The 16962-nt window shown below is 64.1% G+C and carries 15 protein-coding genes; 8 read left to right on the forward strand and 7 right to left on the reverse strand.

All coding sequences use genetic code 11. The features are described from left to right. Nucleotides 1-37: 37 nt before the first annotated feature. The gene (locus C8C89_RS08445) at nt 38-622 is read right to left on the reverse strand and encodes a response regulator (RefSeq protein ID WP_101482703.1); all 585 of its coding nucleotides are present in this window, start codon (nt 620-622) and stop codon (nt 38-40) included. 28 nt (nt 623-650) lie between these two features. Continuing rightward, a complete protein-coding gene (locus C8C89_RS08450; protein WP_243857940.1) occupies nt 651-2663 on the reverse strand; it encodes a PAS domain S-box protein in 2013 nt (670 codons plus the stop codon). 145 nt (nt 2664-2808) lie between these two features. On the opposite strand from C8C89_RS08450, the gene C8C89_RS08455 reads away from it, so the two are divergent. From C8C89_RS08455 to C8C89_RS08480, 6 genes are all read left to right on the forward strand, one after another. Continuing rightward, a complete protein-coding gene (locus tag C8C89_RS08455; protein WP_101484717.1) occupies nt 2809-3801 on the forward strand; it encodes a TRAP transporter substrate-binding protein in 993 nt (330 codons plus the stop codon). Between the two features lie 114 nt (nt 3802-3915). Further along, nucleotides 3916-4488, forward strand: a complete 573-nt coding sequence (locus C8C89_RS08460; protein WP_071075592.1) for a TRAP transporter small permease — start codon at nt 3916-3918, stop codon at nt 4486-4488. After that, the gene (locus C8C89_RS08465) at nt 4485-5765 is read left to right on the forward strand and encodes a TRAP transporter large permease subunit (RefSeq protein WP_101482701.1); all 1281 of its coding nucleotides are present in this window, start codon (nt 4485-4487) and stop codon (nt 5763-5765) included. Before C8C89_RS08460 ends, C8C89_RS08465 begins: the two co-directional genes overlap by 4 nt. Nucleotides 5766-6190: 425 nt before the next feature. Next, complete coding sequence (locus C8C89_RS08470) at nt 6191-6691, forward strand: methylated-DNA--[protein]-cysteine S-methyltransferase (protein WP_133989347.1); 501 nt, start codon at nt 6191-6193, stop codon at nt 6689-6691. Continuing rightward, nucleotides 6688-7605, forward strand: a complete 918-nt coding sequence (gene xerD / locus C8C89_RS08475; protein WP_180338532.1) for a site-specific tyrosine recombinase XerD — start codon at nt 6688-6690, stop codon at nt 7603-7605. The genes C8C89_RS08470 and xerD overlap by 4 nt, the downstream gene beginning before the upstream one ends. An 80-nt stretch (nt 7606-7685) precedes the next feature. Beyond that, nucleotides 7686-7874, forward strand: coding sequence for a hypothetical protein (locus tag C8C89_RS08480; RefSeq protein WP_101482699.1), 189 nt, complete (start codon nt 7686-7688; stop codon nt 7872-7874). 66 nt (nt 7875-7940) lie between these two features. Here C8C89_RS08480 and C8C89_RS08485 read toward each other — a convergent pair whose 3' ends face one another. Genes C8C89_RS08485 through C8C89_RS08495 form a run of 3 tightly spaced genes read right to left on the reverse strand, consistent with a single transcriptional unit; the run spans nt 7941 to nt 13423 of the window. After that, nucleotides 7941-9218, reverse strand: coding sequence for a TolC family protein (locus C8C89_RS08485; protein ID WP_133989349.1), 1278 nt, complete (start codon nt 9216-9218; stop codon nt 7941-7943). Further along, nucleotides 9205-12306, reverse strand: coding sequence for a CusA/CzcA family heavy metal efflux RND transporter (locus C8C89_RS08490; protein WP_133989351.1), 3102 nt, complete (start codon nt 12304-12306; stop codon nt 9205-9207). The genes C8C89_RS08485 and C8C89_RS08490 overlap by 14 nt, the downstream gene beginning before the upstream one ends. Then, entirely contained in the window at nt 12299-13423 is a 1125-nt protein-coding gene (locus C8C89_RS08495; RefSeq protein WP_133989353.1) for an efflux RND transporter periplasmic adaptor subunit, read from the reverse strand. Before C8C89_RS08495 ends, C8C89_RS08490 begins: the two co-directional genes overlap by 8 nt. 241 nt (nt 13424-13664) lie before the next feature. Between C8C89_RS08495 and C8C89_RS08500 the strand changes: the two genes are divergently transcribed. Together C8C89_RS08500 and C8C89_RS08505 are read left to right on the forward strand one after the other, a co-directional pair. Then, nucleotides 13665-14345: a response regulator transcription factor gene (locus C8C89_RS08500; RefSeq protein ID WP_133989355.1), complete on the forward strand. Its 681-nt coding sequence runs from the start codon at nt 13665-13667 to the stop codon at nt 14343-14345. Further along, nucleotides 14338-15735 (forward strand): ATP-binding protein, encoded by a 1398-nt coding sequence (locus C8C89_RS08505; protein ID WP_133989357.1) that lies wholly within the window; start codon nt 14338-14340, stop codon nt 15733-15735. Before C8C89_RS08500 ends, C8C89_RS08505 begins: the two co-directional genes overlap by 8 nt. On the opposite strand, the gene C8C89_RS08510 is transcribed toward C8C89_RS08505, so the two are convergent. Next, nucleotides 15727-16038: a hypothetical protein gene (locus tag C8C89_RS08510; RefSeq protein ID WP_133989359.1), complete on the reverse strand. Its 312-nt coding sequence runs from the start codon at nt 16036-16038 to the stop codon at nt 15727-15729. The two genes, C8C89_RS08505 and C8C89_RS08510, sit on opposite strands and share 9 nt — an antisense overlap. Next, the gene (locus C8C89_RS08515; RefSeq protein WP_099762251.1) at nt 16038-16760 is read right to left on the reverse strand and encodes an MgtC/SapB family protein; all 723 of its coding nucleotides are present in this window, start codon (nt 16758-16760) and stop codon (nt 16038-16040) included. Before C8C89_RS08515 ends, C8C89_RS08510 begins: the two co-directional genes overlap by 1 nt. Between the last annotated feature and the right edge of the window lie 202 nt (nt 16761-16962).

Consider the following 16962-nt stretch of genomic DNA (forward strand, 5'->3'; position numbering starts at 1 on the left):
GCGGCGCGCAAGCGCCGCGTAATCCAACATTGCTGCATTACTTCAACAATCCCGCCAGCTCCACCGCCGTCTTGACCTGCATCTTGTCGAAGATATGCGCGCGGTGGACTTCCACGGTACGCATGCTGATGCCCAGCTTGTCGGCCACCACCTTGTTCATCTTGCCCGCCAAAATCAGGTCCAGCACTTCGCGTTCGCGCGTCGACAGTGTGGCCAGGCGTGCGTGCACGGCGGCCATCTCGCCTGCCTGGCGCGAGTTGGCCAGGCCCTGCTGCACGCGGTCCATCAGGTCGTTGTCGTTGAACGGTTTTTCAAAGAAATCGAAGGCGCCCCGTTTCAGGCTGTCGACGGCCATCGGCACGTCGCCGTGCCCGGTGAGGAAAATCACGGGCAGGCGTGCCGTCAGGTCGCGCTTGACCAGCTGGTCGAACAGGGCGATGCCGTTCATGTCGGGCATGCGCACGTCGAGTAGCACGCAGTCGCCGGCGGCGTCGAAGCTGCCGTCAAGGCTATCGAGGAATTGCTGGGCGCTGGCGTAGATGCGCGCGTCGATGCTGCGCGAGGCGGCCAGCCAGGACAGGGAGTCGCGTACGACCTCTTCGTCGTCAATGATATGTAGCATGGTGTCTCCGGCTTGTCGTTGTTGTCGCTTAGTGCGGCGCGCGCGGCGCAGCCGGCACGCTGAATGTAAAGATAGTACCGCCAGCGGGGTTGGCGCTGAAGGTCAGCGCGCCGCCGTGAAATTCGATGGCGGTGCGGCAGATGTTCAGGCCCATGCCCATGCCTTCGGACTTGGTCGAGAAAAACGGTGAGAATAACCGCTCGGCCACGTCCTGCGGGATGCCGTGGCCATGGTCGATTACGTCCACCGTCACCATGCCTTGCTGCGCATCGTGGCTGGCCCGCAGGCGCATGATACGCCGTCCGGGCGCCGCATCCTGCATGGCCTCGATGGCGTTGCGCGTCAGGTTCAGCAGCACTTGCTCGATCATCACGGGATCGGCGCGCAGCAGCGGCAGGTCGGCAGGGATTTCTTCCTGGATGGTGACATAGTATTTGCGCGCCTGCAGGTCGATCAGCGCGCGGATGCCGTCGATCAGCGTGCGGATGGCGATATCCTGGCGCTGCGGTTCGCTCTTGCGCACGAAATCATGCACGCTGCGGATGATCTGGCCGGCCCGCTGCGCTTGTGCGCCGGCCTGCTCCAGCGCCGGCTTCAGGGTGTTCGGATCGACGGGCGCGCCATGCTCGATCGCGCGGCGGATCAGGTTCAGCGCGCCCGTGGTGTAGCTGGAGATGGCCGCCAGCGGTTGGTTCAGTTCATGCGCCAGCATCGAAGCCAGTTCGCCCATGGTCGCCAGGCGCGAACTCGTTTGCAGCTTTTCCTGCTGCTGGCGATTGAGTTCCTCGACCCGCTTGCGGTCCGAGATGTCGAGCACGGAGCCCATCCAGCCTGTCTGCTGGCCGTTCTTGTCCACCAGCGGCGCTTCGAAGATCAGCACGGGTACGCGCGTGCCGTCCGGGCGCTGAAAATAGGTTTCGAACTGCGGCGTGGGATTGCCGGCCAGCGCCTTGACGAAGCGCTGCTGGTATTCCTCCAGTGCTTCCGGCACCCAGTAGGGCATGGGCGGCAGGCGGCCCAGGATTTCCTCGGCCGGATAACCGACGATCTGGCAGAACGCTGGATTCACATACGTGACGCGGCCTTCCAGATCGCGCGCGCGCATGCCAGTCACCAGCGAGTTTTCCATCGCCGTGCGGAACAGCATCTGCTGGCGCAGCGCCCCTTCGGCCACCAGGCGGCGCGAAATATGCCGCCACAGGGCAAGCAAGCTCCACAGCAAACCCAGCGACAGGGCGATGACGGAGCCGACCAGTAAATTGGGCAGCAGCTTGGGCTGGCTTTTCACGCTGTCTGTAAACAGGATGATGGTGGCACCGGGCACGTCGAGCGCGCGCTTGTGCGTGTACACGCCGTGACCGGGACCGGCGGCGGCGCGCCGCGCCAGCACCTTGTCGTCGCGGTCGATCAGCGAAATCTGGTTATCCTGGGCGAACCACCACGGCACCATTTCATCGAGCAGGCTGCTGATCTGGTAGGTTGCCACCAGGCTGCCCACATAGCGCTGGCCATCGAACAGGGGCTGGTGGTAATCCATCAGCATGGCGCCTGGCGGCGCGTCGGGAAAACCGCTTTGCTGCGAAGGCTGGGCATATTGGCCCCGGTGCAGGCGGCGCGCATTGTCGGCTGCCGTCAGCGAGGCCGGGGAAAACGCCAGGGCATGCGGCAGGCTGTTGTCGCTGGTGGCCAGTACCTTGCCGCTGGTGTCGAGCCACAGCACACGCTGCAATTCGCGGCCATTGCGCAGCATCTGCTGCAGCCGTTCGTGCACTTTTTCCGCGCCCAGCGAGGCGCTGGCGATATCCACGCCCAGGTTGAACAGGCTTTCCTCGTTGCGCGCCAGCTGGAAGCGGATGGTTTGCTCCACCCACAGGGTATCGGCGATCAATTGCTCCTGGCGCTCGTTGCTTTCCATCTGGCGCGCCTGCCAGGGTAGCCAGAACAGGATGGACAGGAACAGCAGCAGCAGGATGACGGGCAGCAGCCAGCGCATCGGGCTCGATAGCTTGAAGCGGCGCGCAAGGGTGGGGGGAGTCGGCATGGCTGGCAGGGTAGCGGCTTATCGGGAGCCGGCTATTGTGGTTAACCACAATAGCCGGGGCTGTTTCTTTGGCACAATATCCAAGTAGACAAATAATAAAGTTTTTTAAAAAACCACTCAGGAGACAAAAATGCAACTGCCACAAATGAAAACCCTGTTCGTCGCGCTGTGCGCAGCCATCGGCGCCACTGCCGGCGTACACGCCTACGCGCAAGCCCCCATCGTCATCAAGTTCAGCCACGTCGTGGCGACCGATACGCCAAAAGGCCAGGCCGCCGAGCGCTTCAAGCAACTGGCTGAAAAAGCCACGAATGGCAAGGTCAAGGTCGAACTGTACCCGAACAGCCAGCTGTACAAGGACAAGGAAGAACTCGAAGCGCTGCAGCTGGGCGCCGTGCAAATGCTGGCGCCATCGCTGGCCAAGTTCGGCCCGCTGGGCGTGAAGGAATTCGAAGCGTTCGACCTGCCCTACATTTTCCCCACCAAGACGGCGCTGTACAACGTCACCGAAGGCGAAATCGGCAAGAGCCTGCTGAAAAAACTGGAACCCAAGGGTATCACGGGCCTGGCCTACTGGGACAATGGCTTCAAGGTGATGTCAGCCAACAAGCCGCTGCACAACCCGGCCGACTTCAAGGGCCTGAAAATGCGCATCCAGTCGTCCAAGGTACTCGACGCGCAAATGCGCGCGCTGGGCGCCAATCCGCAAGTGCTGGCCTTCTCGGAAGTGTATCAGGCGCTGCAGACGGGCGTGGTCGACGGCACGGAAAATCCGCCATCGAATATGTACACGCAAAAGATGCATGAAGTGCAAAAGCACGTGACCGTATCGAACCATGGTTACCTGGGCTATGCCGTCATCGTCAACAAGAAATTCTGGGATGGCTTGCCGCCCGATATCCGTGGCCAGCTGGAAAAAGCCATGCGCGAAGCGACCACGTTTGAAAAAGCCATCGCCCAGCGCGACAATGACCAGGCCCTCGACGCCATCAAGAAAGCGGGCAAGACGCAGATCTATACCCTGACGGTGCAGGAACAGGCCGAATGGCGCAAGGCGCTGGCGCCCGTGCAGAAGGCCATGGAAGGGCGCATTGGCAAGGATCTGATCTCGGCCATCAACAAGGAAAGCGCGAAGTAAGCGTTTGCTGCGCCTCTTGGCGCGGCTGGCAGGGCATCCCCTGTCGTTCCGTATCACCGGCACCTGCGCGTCCTGCGCGGGTGCCTGCGTACCCGCATTCTTTGAAAGTCCACCATGAAATTTCTGGATCACCTGGAAGAGTGGCTGATCGCGTCCCTGATGGGCGCCGCCACCTTCATCATTTTCGTCGCGGTCGTGCACCGCTACCTGGCAGGCTTGCCGATACCGGTCGTGCAGGACTTCCTGATACAAATCAATACCAGCTGGGCCCAGGAACTGTGCATCTACATGTTCGTCTGGATGGCCAAGTTCGGCGCCGCGTATGGCGTGCGCACGGGCATCCACGTGGGCGTCGACGTCTTGATCAACCGCATGAACCCCCGCTGGCGCGACCGTTTCATCGTCTTCGGCCTGGGCGCCGGCGCCCTGTTTACGGGCATCGTCGGGACCCTGGGCGCCAGCTTCGTGTGGTCGATTGGCCACACGGACCAGACTTCGGCCGACATGGAAGTGCCGATGTGGCTGGTCTACCTGGCCGTGCCGCTCGGTTCCTACCTGATGTGCTTCCGTTTCCTGCAAGTCATGGTGCATTTCATCAAGACGGGCGCCTTGCCCAAACACGACCATTCGCATGTCGAAGGCCTGGAAGAAGAATTGACGGCTGAAGAAAAAGGAGCCAAGGCATGAACGCGCTGATCATTTTTGTGTTGCTGCTGGCGCTGATGCTGACCGGCATGCCGATTTCCATTTCGCTGGGCCTGACGGTGCTCACGTTCCTGTTTACCATGACCAGCGTGCCCATCGAATCGGTGGCCCTGAAGATTTTCACGGGTATCGAGAAATTCGAGATCATGGCCATCCCCTTCTTCATCCTGGCGGGTAATTTCCTCACGCATGGCGGGGTGGCGCGGCGCATGATCAACTTCGCCAGCTCCATGGTGGGCCACTGGCATGGCGGCCTGGCGCTGGCTGGCGTGATGGCGTGCGCGCTGTTTGCCGCCGTCTCCGGCTCCAGCCCCGCCACCGTCGTGGCGATTGGTTCCATCATCCTGCCGGCCATGGTCAAGCAGGGCTATCCACGGGGCTTCGGTGCCGGCGTCATCACCACCTCGGGCGCGCTGGGCATCCTGATTCCTCCGTCGATCGTGATGGTGATGTATTCCGTCAGCACCAACACCTCCGTGGGCAAGCTGTTCATGGCGGGCGTGATTCCCGGCATGATGCTGGCGATGCTGCTGGGCTTGACCACCTGGTTTTTGGCGCGCAAGAACAACTATCCGCGCATGAAAAAAGCCAGCTGGACGGAACGCTTCGTGACCTTCAAGAAGAGCGCCTGGGGCCTGCTCCTGATCGTCATCGTCATGGGCGGCATCTACTCGGGCGCGTTTACGCCCACGGAAGCGGCCGCCATGGCTGCCGTGTACGCTTTCATCATTGCCGTCTTCGTCTACAAGGACTTGAAGATCAAGCAAGTGGGCAAGGTCTTGCTCGACTCGGCCGCCATGTCGGCGATGTTGTTGTACATCATCACCAATGCCGTGCTGTTCTCGTTCCTGATGACCAGCGAAAACATCCCGCAAGCGATGGCCGAGTGGATCACGGGCAAAGGCCTGGGCGTGATCAGCTTCCTGCTGGTCGTCAACGTGCTGCTGTTGTTGGCTGGTAACGTCATGGAACCGTCGTCGATCGTGCTGATCATGGCGCCGATTCTGTTCCCGGTCGCCATGAAGCTGGGCATCGACCCTGTGCACTTCGGCATCTTGATCGTGGTCAATATGGAGGTAGGCATGTGCCATCCGCCCGTGGGACTGAACCTGTACGTGGCGTCCGGCATCACCAAGATGGGCATTTCGGAGCTGACCGTGGCCGTGATGCCGTGGCTGCTGACGATGCTCGCCTTCCTGGGCTTGATTACCTACGTACCACAAATCTCGCTGTGGCTGCCAAATTTAATTTACAACTAAAACAGTTGTCCCCGTCATGGTGCAAAAAAAGTCGATCCTGCCGAATAAATGCGCTATGATGGGCAGCCTTAAGGGGAAACACGTATATGCATATACGCCCTGGTAGCAAGGCTGAAATACAGAATTGGCAACAAGGTTGGTGGGGGAGTGGTCTATAAAAACGGTATTGATACCGGGGATATATTGAGGAGACACACGTTTCACAGAAGTTGTTGAGTCATCGCTGTCTGCCGCAACAAGCCGGCACCGGCGGACCCAAACGACCGGGAACGTGAAGCAATATTTGAAGCGCACCGACTGGTGCGCTTTTTTTTCGTGCGCGGGAAACGTCCGCCGGCACGCCCAAAGTCGGTGCATAATTCCCGTGGCGCTGTACCCAGCGCCGGCGGGTTGTATATATGCCACACTTGAATAATGATCAGCAGATGAAAAAACAACAGGGCAGTGAGCTGTTCAGTGCCATCGTGGCCGCCCCGTTTGGCGCCATGGGTGTGCGTGCGCAGGACGGCCAGTTGCGCGAACTGGTCTACCTGCCGCCGCACTTCGACGAGAAGGCGCCGCAGGATGCCGTCTCCGAGCGGGCGTGCCAGCAACTGGCGCGTTACTTCCGCGATCCCGATCATGTCTTTGACTTGCCGCTGGCCGCGCTGGGCAGCGCCTACCAGCAAGGCGTATGGGCGGCGATCGCCGGCATCCCGCGCGGCCAGGTGCGCACGTATGGCGACGTGGCGCGCCTGATCGGCTCCGCGCCGCGGGCCGTGGGCCAGGCATGCGGCGCCAACTGGTATCCCGTGGTGATTCCGTGTCACCGCATCACGGCCGCCGGCGGCTTGGGCGGCTTTGCCCACCATGACGATGCCAGCGGTTTTCATCTGGGCGTAAAGCGCTGGCTGCTGGCACATGAAGGCGTCGAGGGTTACGCATGATGAACAGCCTGCTGGCGCCGGACAACGCGACCCTGATCGATGAATTCTGCGACAGCCTCTGGCTGGAAGACGGCCTGTCGAAAAACTCGCTGGATGCCTACCGGCGCGACATGCGTCTGTTTTCGCGCTGGCTGGAAGTGGCGCGCCCCGGACGCGAGGGCCTGTATGAGGTGTCCACGGCCGATATCGAAGCGTATTTCGCCGCCCGCCACGAGGAGAGCAAGGCCACGTCGTCGAACCGGCGCCTGTCCGTGCTCAAGCGCTTCTACCAGCTGGCCTTGCGGCAGAAGCATATCGCAGCCGACCCGTGCCTGAAGATGGTTTCGGCCAAGCAGCCCGCGCGCTTCGTGCATACCTTGAGCGAAGCGCAGGTGGAAGCGCTGCTGGCGGCGCCGGACGTGAGCACGCCGCTGGGCCTGCGCGAGCGCACGATGTTGGAGCTCATGTACGCGAGCGGCTTGCGCGTGTCGGAACTGGTGGACTTGAAATCCGTGGAGCTGAGCCTGAACGATGGCGTGCTGCGCATCACGGGCAAGGGCAGCAAGACGCGCCTGGTGCCCTTCGGTGAGCAGGCGCGGCTGTGGATCGAGCGCTACCTGAAGGAGGCGCGCGGCGTCATCCTCGATGGCCAGATGGACGATGCGCTGTTCGTCACGCGGCGCGGGGGCGCCATGACGCGGCAAATGTTCTGGGTCATCATCAAGAAACACGCGCTGAACGCCGGCATCACGGCACCGCTGTCGCCGCACACCCTGCGCCACGCGTTCGCCACCCATTTGCTGAACCATGGAGCGGACTTGCGTGTTGTGCAATTGTTACTGGGGCACTCCGATATTTCCACCACGCAGATTTACACACATGTGGCCCGCGAACGGCTGAAACTGCTGCATGCGCAGCATCATCCGCGAGGCTAAACATTTGGTGTTTGGTCCAATTACGTCATAATGTGCCTTATGTGCTTATCTGTAACATCTAAAAACTAAAGAGGTAGTAAATGGCCAAGACAAATTTCCAATACGAAAAACGGCAAAAAGAGCTGGAAAAGAAGAAGAAAGCCGAGGAAAAAGCCAGGCGCAAGCTGGAAGCGAAGAACAATCCCAAGCCGGCCGATGGCAGCGAGGGCGATGAGCCGGAAGCGGACGACGCCGATGACGCTACCGACGCGCCAGCTCAGCCGCAGTAATTCCCCGTTCCTGATGACCGGTGCGGCATCGCCGCGCCGGCATCTCCTCGTCCTACCTTCTACCCGCTATAAGCTCGGCCGCTGGCCGATCGCCAGTTGCAGCTGCGTGCTGGCGATGGCGGCATCGGCGCGCGCCTCTACATAGCCCTGATAAGCGTCATCGGCTGAACGCTGTGCCGCCAGCCATTCCAGCAGCGACGCATTGCCTTTGACGTAGGACAGGCGCATGCCGTCCACCACCTTTTGCGCATCGACCAGTACGCCGTCACGGTAGCGCGCCAGCCTGTCCTGCGCCGCACGCAGCTGGCGCTGCGCCGTGCGCACTTGCGTCTCCGCTTGCAGTTCCGCCTGGCGCAAGGCCAGCATCGCTTGCGTGACGCCCGCCTCCGCCTGCACCACGTCGCCCTTGTCGCGCCGCGACAGGGGAATGGGGATGGCCAGCGACAGGCTCAATGCGCGTGAGCGGGGTGACCCATCGACGGGATTGCCGCTGCCATCGATGCCGTCATGGTAGCCGCGCGCGGCGGCAAGGCCCAGCGTGACGGTGGGATCGACGGACCGGTTGGCGCGCACCAGCGCCGCGCCGTCGCGCAGATTGTCCAAGGTGGCGCGGGCAATGCGCACGTCGCTGCGCGCGTCGAGCGCCTGCGCCACCAGTACGCTGGCATCCTTGTTCTCATACGCGGCGAAGTCGCATGCCAGCTGCGCGTCCGGAAACAGCGCATCGAACTGGCGCCCCAGCGGCGGCGACAGGGCCAACATGGCACTGTCCGCCTCGCTGCGCGCCTGTGCCAGCTCGGCCTGGAACTGGTCGCGCTCCACGCGCGACTGCAGCAGCTCGATGCCGCCCACGTCGCCTGCCTTGCGCCGCACGGCGTTCGCTTCCACCACCGTCGACAGGGCCGCCATGGTCTGTTGCTTGCGCGCGGCGACTTCGCGCGTGCGGCACGCTTCCGTGAACGCGGCGGCGGCGGTGCCATACAGTTCGCTCCTGAAGCCAGCCACCGTCTCCTCGGCCAGCGCGACATTGCTGTGCGCCGCTTTCAACCGCGCAGCGCGCTTGCCGCCCGTCTCGATGGCCATGCTGATGGCCGGGTTCCATGTGATGGGGCGGTGCTCGACGCTGCGCACGGTTTCGCGCGTGGCGCCCAGGGTGAATTCGGGATCGGGACGCAGGCCGGCGATGCCGATGCCCGCCTTGGCCGAGGTGATGCTGGTCTGCTGCGCCTGCAGTTCCAGGCTGTGGCTTTCCACTGCGGCCAGATAGGTCTCGAAGCTCAAGGGGGCGGCAATGGCGCCGGGCGCGATCAGCCAGGCCGCCAGCAGTACATTAAAACGTGTCATGGTTCACTCCTTTGTCTGTCAGGCGTTTTTGCAGGTGCGCCTCGATCAGGTAATACAGGGACGGCAACAGCAGCAGGGTCAGTGCCGTCGCCGTCACCAGCCCGCCCACCACCACGGTGGCCAGCGGGCGCTGCACGTCGCTGCCCAGGCCCGTCGCCAGCATGGCGGGCGTCAGGCCCAGGGCGGCCACGGTAGCCGTCATCAACACAGGGCGCATGCGGTCGCGCGCGCCTTCCAGCACGGCCTCGCGCAGGCTGCGGCCTTCGTCGGTGCGCAATCGGTTGATCTGCGCCAGCATCAGGACGGCATTCAATACCGCCACGCCGAACAGGGCGATGAAGCCCACCGCGCTCGACACATTCAAGGTCATGCCGCGCAGGTGCAGCGCGGCAAGGCCGCCCAGCATGGCCAGCGGCACGGCCAGCAAGACCAGCGCGGGCTGGCGCAGGTTGCGGAACTGGCCAAACAGCAGCAAGAACATGGCGCCCAGGGTCATCGGCAAGATCAGGGCCAATCGGCTTTGCGCGCGCTGCAGGTTTTCGAACTGGCCGCCCCATTCGACGCTGATGCGCTGGTGCTCGTTGGCCACGGCTTGCTCCACCAGGGGACGCGCTTCGGCCAGGAAGCCGGCCAGGTCGCGCCCACGGGCATTCAGGCGCACGATGATGTGGCGCCGTCCCATTTCGCGCACGATGACGCTTTCGCCCGAGGTGGTGCTGATGCTTGCCACCTGTGCCAGCGGGATCCTGGCGCCATTGGCGGCGGTGAGCATCAGTTTGGCGACGGCGTCCGGGTCTGAGCGCGCGGCGGGCGGGAAGCGTACGGCGATGTCATAGCTTTTCTCGCCCACGTAGACCTGGCCGATGGGCGCGCCGCCGATGCCGGTGGAAATCAGGTCGGCCACGTCGGCCGCGTTGATGCCGTAGCGGGCCGCCTTTGCCCTGTTCAGTTCCACTTTCAGGTTCGGCAGCGGCGGCTCCACGTCCACCGCCACGTCGGAGGCGCCATGGACAGTCTTCAGGACATTGGCCACCTTGCCGGCGATGGCGCGCACTTCATCGAGGTCATTGCCGAAGATTTTCACCGTCAGGTCGCTGTGCGCGCCCGATAATTTATCCTGCACGCCATCGATCATCGGCTGCATGAAGGCCACCGTGACGCCTGGCATGCGGGTGAAGCGCTCGTTCATTTTTGCGATCAGCTGCTGCTTGCTCAGGCCCGATTTCCAGCTCTTGTACGGATGCAGGCCCACGCTGGCCTCGATGTGCGACGGCGTCCAGTAATCGGTGCCGTCGTCGTTGCGCCCCGTCTGCGTGACGATGGTCGACACTTCCGGGAACTCCAGTGCGGCGCGGCGCAGTTCACTGGCCATCTCGGATGCCTTGTCCAGGGTAATCCCGGGCGGCATCTGTACCTGCAGCCAGAGGGAACCCTCATCGAGATACGGCAGGAAGTCGCGCCCTATGCCTCCGCCCAGCACGGCCAGGCCCGCCAGCGAGGCGGCGCACACCATCGCCACCCAGCGCTTCTTGCCCACCATGCGCTCGAGGAAGCGGCCATAGGCGGCCGCCAGCTGTTCCAGCAGGCGGTGATGGAAGGTGCGGCGCGGCTTGCGCAAGGCCAGCCAGGCCAGGCCCGGAATCAGCACCAGCGCCACCACCAGCGCGCCCACCAGCGCCGCGCCCACCGCATACGCCATCGGCGAGAACAGCTTGTATTCGATGCGCTGGAAGGCGAACAGGGGCAAGTAGGCGGCGATGATGACGGCCATGCCGAACATGATGGGGCGCGCCACCTGCAGGGTCGCCTCGATGGCGTCCTGCAGGGTGAGGGGCCGATCCTGCTCGCGCTCGCGGCGGCGCAGCATGTTCTCCAGTACCACCACGGAACCATCGACGAGGATGCCGAAGTCGATCGCCCCCAGGGATAGCAAATTGGCGGGAATTTTAAAATGGTGCATGAAGATGAAGGCGATCAGCAGTGCCAGCGGTATCGTCAGCGCGACGATGGCGGCCGCGCGCGGACTGCCCAGGAACAGCAGCAGCACCAGCGCGACCAGCAGCATGCCTTCGCCCAAGGTATAGCTGACCGTGTGCAGGGTGGCGTCGATCAGCGAGCTGCGGTCCAGGTAGGGCACGACCTTGACGTCCTTCGGCAGCAGATTGTCATTCAAATCGTCCACCGCCGCATGGATGCCTGCCAGCGCCTCGGACGGATTGAAGTCCTTCAGCAGCAGGATGATGCCTTCGATGGTGTCGGGATTGTCATCCTTGCCAAGGATGCCGCGCCGCTCCACGTTGCCGTAGGCGAGTTTGCCCAGGTCTTTCACCAGCACGGGTACGCCGTTCTTGCTGCTGACGACGACATTGCCCATGTCGTCGAGCGAGTGCAGCAAGCCCACGCCGCGCACGACGTACGATTGCTGGCCGCGGTCGATGACGCTGCCGCCGCCGCTGATGTTGTTGGCGTTGATGGCGTCCTTGACCTGCGCCAGCGAGAAGCCGTAGCTGTCCAGTTTTGCAGGATCGAGTTCCAGCATGAACTGTGTCGTCAGGCCACCGAAATTGCTGACGTCCGCCACGCCGCGTACCTGCTGCAGGCGCGGGATTACGCTCCAGAACTGCAGCTCGGACAGTTCGCGCAAGGACCGCGTTTTCGATTCCAGGGTGTAGCGGTAGATCTCGCCCGTGGGTGAAGTGTAGGGATCGAGCCCTGGCTTGGCATCGTACGGCAGGTTCACGCTGGCGAGCCGTTCCTGCAGCCGTTCGCGCGTGAAGTAGCCATCGCTGCCATCCTCGAACACTACCGTGATCAGCGACAGCGCGAACAGGCTGCGCGTGCGCAGCACATGCATGCCCGGTGTGCCCATCAGGGCGCGCTCCAGCGGTATCGTGATCTGTTGCTCGATTTCCTCGGCGCCCAGGCCCGGCACCTGCGTGACGATTTGCGAGGTGACGTCGGCGATGTCGGGATAGGCTTCGATGGGCAGCTGCTTCCAGCAGTAGACGCCGTAGGCGGCGACGAACAGCAGTACCAGCCAGACGATGCCGCGCCGCTGGCAGCAGGTGGCGATGAAACGGTCAATCATTGAGCAGCACTCCTTCCTTGACGACGATGCGCTCGCCCGCCTTCAGGCCAGCGAGGATTTCCACCTGCCCGCCATGGCTGGCGCCCACTTCTACCGTGCGAGGCGAGAAGCGCAGCGGGCCGCGTTCGACCATCACGCGCGTCGACGGCCCGCTTTGCAGCACGGCGGACGCTGGCACCAGGATGGCGCGGCGGCTGGCGCCGGAAAACAGCGCGTGGGCGAACATGCCCGGCTTGAAGGTGGCGGCACGGTTATCGATGGCTACGCGCACTTTCACCGTGCGCGTCTCGGGATCGAGCACGGCGCCCACATACGCGACCTTGCCTTCGAAAGCCTTGCCGGGCCAGGCATCGACGGTGATGCGGGCTGTCTGGCCCACGGCCACCTGCGCCAGGTCCCTTTCAGCCACGTTGGCCGACAGCCACACGGTGGACAGGTCGGCCACCGTCATGACGGGGGCGTTGATATCGTTCCAGTAGCCGCCCTGGGCACCGTCCATGGCGATCACGCTGCCGGCAATGGGCGAACGCAGGACGTAGTCGCGGCGCGAACCGCGTGCGCCGGCACCGTACTGGGCCAGCTTGTCGGCGCTGGCCTGGGCGTCGCTGGCGGCCTGGTCGTAGGTCGCCTGGGCCGATTCGTACTCCTTGCGTGCAGTGATCTCCGCCTCGAACAGGGTCTTCTGGCGCTGCAGTTCCTGGCGCGCCTGCAGCAGGGCGGACTTCGCCTTGCTGTCGTCCGCGTAGGCGGCGCTCAGTTCCGCCGAGTCCAGGGTGAACAGCGGGTCGCCCGCCTTGACGCTGTCGCCCAGGGCGCGTTGCAGCCGCGTGATGCGGCCGGCCAATGGCGGCGTGATTTTCACCATTTTTTCCGGCATGGCTTCGATGCTGCCCGGCGCATCCGTCTGCGTGGCGATGTCCTGTTCCAGTACGGGCGCGATCTGCAGGCGCTGGCGCAGCGGCGACATCTTGTCGACGGCGATACTGCCATCGTCCAGATGCGTCGCTTGGGTCTGCGGTATGGCCGCTGGCGTCGGTTTGGCGCAGCCGGCCAGGGCCGAGCAGGCGAGAGCGAGCGCGCAGCTGGCGCCCAGGGCGTTGCGGGTGGTCGTGTTCATCCCGTGTTTCCTTGTTATTGATGGTGAGGGGCATGCGTGGATGCCGTGCCCAGGCGGGCGGTCAGAGGGGGGCGCAGCTAGCGTCACAAGAACGGGGTCACTACAGCGCCGGGAAAGCATAGCAATGCCGTCCTGAAGAAGCGCCCAAGTTCGCCTGAATCATTCTTCAGGTTCGGTGCGCGTACGGTACGGCGCGGTAAAATGCCAGCATGGAAAACACGGTGCAATGGGAAAGGCGGGCATGAGAATTCTTCTGGTGGAAGACGACCGCAAGGCGGCGCGCCTGCTGGCGCGTGGCTTGCAGGAAGAAGGCTTTGTGGTCGACGTGGCGCACAGCGCCGAGGAAGGCGAGGATGAAAGCTACGCCGTCGATTACGACCTGATCGTGCTGGACTGGATGTTGCCAGGCAAGCAGGGCATCGATTTTTGCCGCGACTTGCGCGCACGCGCCATCCAGACGCCCGTGCTGATGCTCACGGCGCGCGACGCCACGGCTGACCGGGTGGCGGGCCTGAACACGGGCGCCGACGATTACCTCACCAAACCGTTCGAATTCGAGGAACTGCTGGCGCGCATCCGCGCGCTGCTGCGCCGCTCCGACATCAGCCGCCCGCTGGTGCTGGCGCTGGCCGACCTGACGCTCGATCCTGTCAGCCACCAGGTGATGCGCGCCGGCGCGCCGCTGGTGCTGACCCCCAAGGAATATGCGATTCTATTGATCCTGCTGCGCCAGGCGGGCGAGGTGGTCAGCCGCGCGCGCCTGGCCGAGCAGATCTGGCAGGCGGACCTGATCGGCATCGACAACCTGATCGATGTCCACGTGCGCAACTTGCGGGGAAAAGTGGATGCGCCTGGCCTGCCGCCATTGATCCATACGGTGCGCGGACGTGGTTTCCGCCTGGCGGAAAACAGCGGTGGCTAGCTTTCGCAAGCGCCTGCTGCGGGTGCACCTGGCCGTCATCGTCGCCATCGTTGCCTGTACCGCCCTGGCCGGCTACTGGGGCCTGTCGCGCGCCGTGCATGGCCAGCTCGACGCGGCCTTGCTGGCGCTGGCCGAGACGGAAATGGCCATGCTGCCGGCCGCGCCGCGCCAGCCCGTGCAGGTGCACGAGGTGGCGTCGGGACTGGCGCCGCCGTCTTTGATGCGGCTAGACCGCCTGGTGCAGATCATCGATGGCGAAGGCCGCGTGCTGGCGCGCAGCCGCAACCTGGAGGCGGCGCAGCTGCCGGCGCCACCTGCCCTGCTGGCGCGCCTTGCGGCTGGCGACACCGTCTTTGAAACCTTGCCCAAGTTTGGCGAGGAGCCGCTGCGCATGGTTTCCATCCCCGTACTCAAACCCGGTTCGCGCCTGGCGGTGCAGGTCGCAGGTTCGCTCGACGACGTCAACCACGTGCTGGCCGCGGCCACTGTGCTGTTTGGCGCCATGGCGCTGGCCTTGCTGGCGGCCGTGGGCCTGGCAGGCGAAATGCTGACGCGCCGCGTGCTGGGTGCCATCGACGACGTGGTGCGGCAGGCGCATTCGATCGGCGAGGCCAGCCTGCACCAGCGGCTGCCGCATTCCGGCACGCAAGACGAGATCGGCCGCCTGGTCGATACCTTGAACGCCATGCTGGACCGCCTGGAGCACGGCTACGATGCGCAGCGCCGCTTCACGGCCGACGCCTCGCACGAACTGCGCTCGCCCCTGTCGCGCCTGCGCACGGAAATCGAAATCACCCTGCGCCGCCCGCGCGAGGCGCCCGAGTATGTCGATGCGCTGGCGTCCTGCCTCGATGAAGTGCAGCGCCTGACGACGCTGGTGGAAGAATTGCTGATGCTCACGCGCCTCGATGCGGGCCAGGAGCGCAATGCCGTGGAAACCGTCGCACTCAATCCCCTCGTGCGCGCGGCCGCGCAGCGCCTTGAAAAGGCGGCAGCGCAGCGCGGCATCCGCATTGTCTTCGATGAAGGCGTGGCCGTGCACGCGCGGGTGGCTGCCGGCCCGGTGGACCTGGTGCTGGCCAATCTGCTGGATAACGCCGTGAAGTTTTCGCCGCCCGACAGCGTTATCAGCGTACAGGTGTCGCGCGATGGCGAGCATGCGCTGGTGGGCGTGGCTGATGCGGGACCGGGCATAGGCGTGGAAGACTTGCCGCATCTGTTTGAACGTTTTTACCGGGGCGCCCAGGCGCGCGCGGGCGAGGCGCCCGGCTTCGGCCTGGGCCTGGCCCTGTCGCAAGCCATCGTGCACGCATACGGCGGCAGTATCGAGGCGCAGAACCGCCCCGGTGGTGGCGCGCTGTTCCTCCTGCGCCTGCCCGCTTCAAGCTGACGGCGCCACGCCTTCCCAGCGCACCTGCCGCACTTGCGGCCAGGCGCCCGCGCGGTTGACGAAGCGCACCAGCACGGCGCGCTGCACGGCCTGGCACAGCACCGTGGCGATCAGGCGCACCACCTGTCGGGCTTCGTGCCAGCTGCGCAGCATCTGCGACGGCGCCAGTCCCGCTCCCTTGAGTTCTGCCAGCAGCAGGCGCACCACGTGGTCGGCTTGCGCCGCAGGGCAGGTGACGGTCAGGCGGTAGGTTGCCACGACAGGACCGCGCAGGGCAAACCAATGGAAGAATTTTTTCATCATCACACTCCCCGCTCGGCGACAAATTCCGCATTGTTGACCAGCGCCCAGCGCACGGCCGAGACGCTGCCTTCCAGGCTGACCTGGCTGACGATCTGCTCCAGCAATCCCAGGCTTGACAAGGGTGTGAGCAGGTCGGCGCGCACTTCGATGCGTCCCGCCTGCGCGGCGTCTTCGCTGTGCAAGGATTGCAGCATCAGCGCCGGCATGCCGCTGATTAAGCGCAGCATCAGCTTGCGCACCTGCACTTCCTGCTCCGCCTCGCACACGGCCGTGACGCGGTAGATGCTTTCCGTCTCGATGCCCGCTTCGCTGCCGTGGGCGTTGATGCGTTGCGCCAGGTGGCGCAGCACCAGGTTGGCGACCAGCACGAAGCCCGTGCCGATGGCCGCTTCCAGCGCGAAACCGAGTCCGCACAGCACGCCGATGGCGGCCGAGCACCACAGGGTGGCTGCCGTGTTCAGGCCGCGCACCGTCATGCCTTCGCGCATGATGACGCCTGCGCCAAGAAAGCCTATGCCCGACACTACCTGCGCGGCGATGCGCAGATGGCCGTCGGGATCGCCTTCGAGCACGGAGACCATCACGAACAGGGAGGCGCCGACGGACACCAGCGCGTTCGTGCGCAGGCCTGCCATGCGCTGGCGCAGCTGGCGTTCGGCGCCGATCATGGCGCCCAGGGTCAATGCTGCGGCAACGCGCAGCGCAAAGTCAAATACCACCATCAGTTTCTCCCGGCTGAGGAGGAACAGGCGAGTGCAAGGGCGAAGACAATTCGCCCCGAAAGGGGGCAGCAGACGATAACGGTGGAACGATGAGGAGGGAAGTGGCGGCGAATGTACATCGCCGCTGGTAAAACCGCACCTTGCCATGGGCCAGGCGGGCGGAATGCGCGCGTCTTGCCTAAGGCCGATCGCCGATGGTCAA

This window comes from Janthinobacterium sp. 75 (assembly GCF_004365495.1).
Classification (GTDB): domain Bacteria; phylum Pseudomonadota; class Gammaproteobacteria; order Burkholderiales; family Burkholderiaceae_D; genus Janthinobacterium.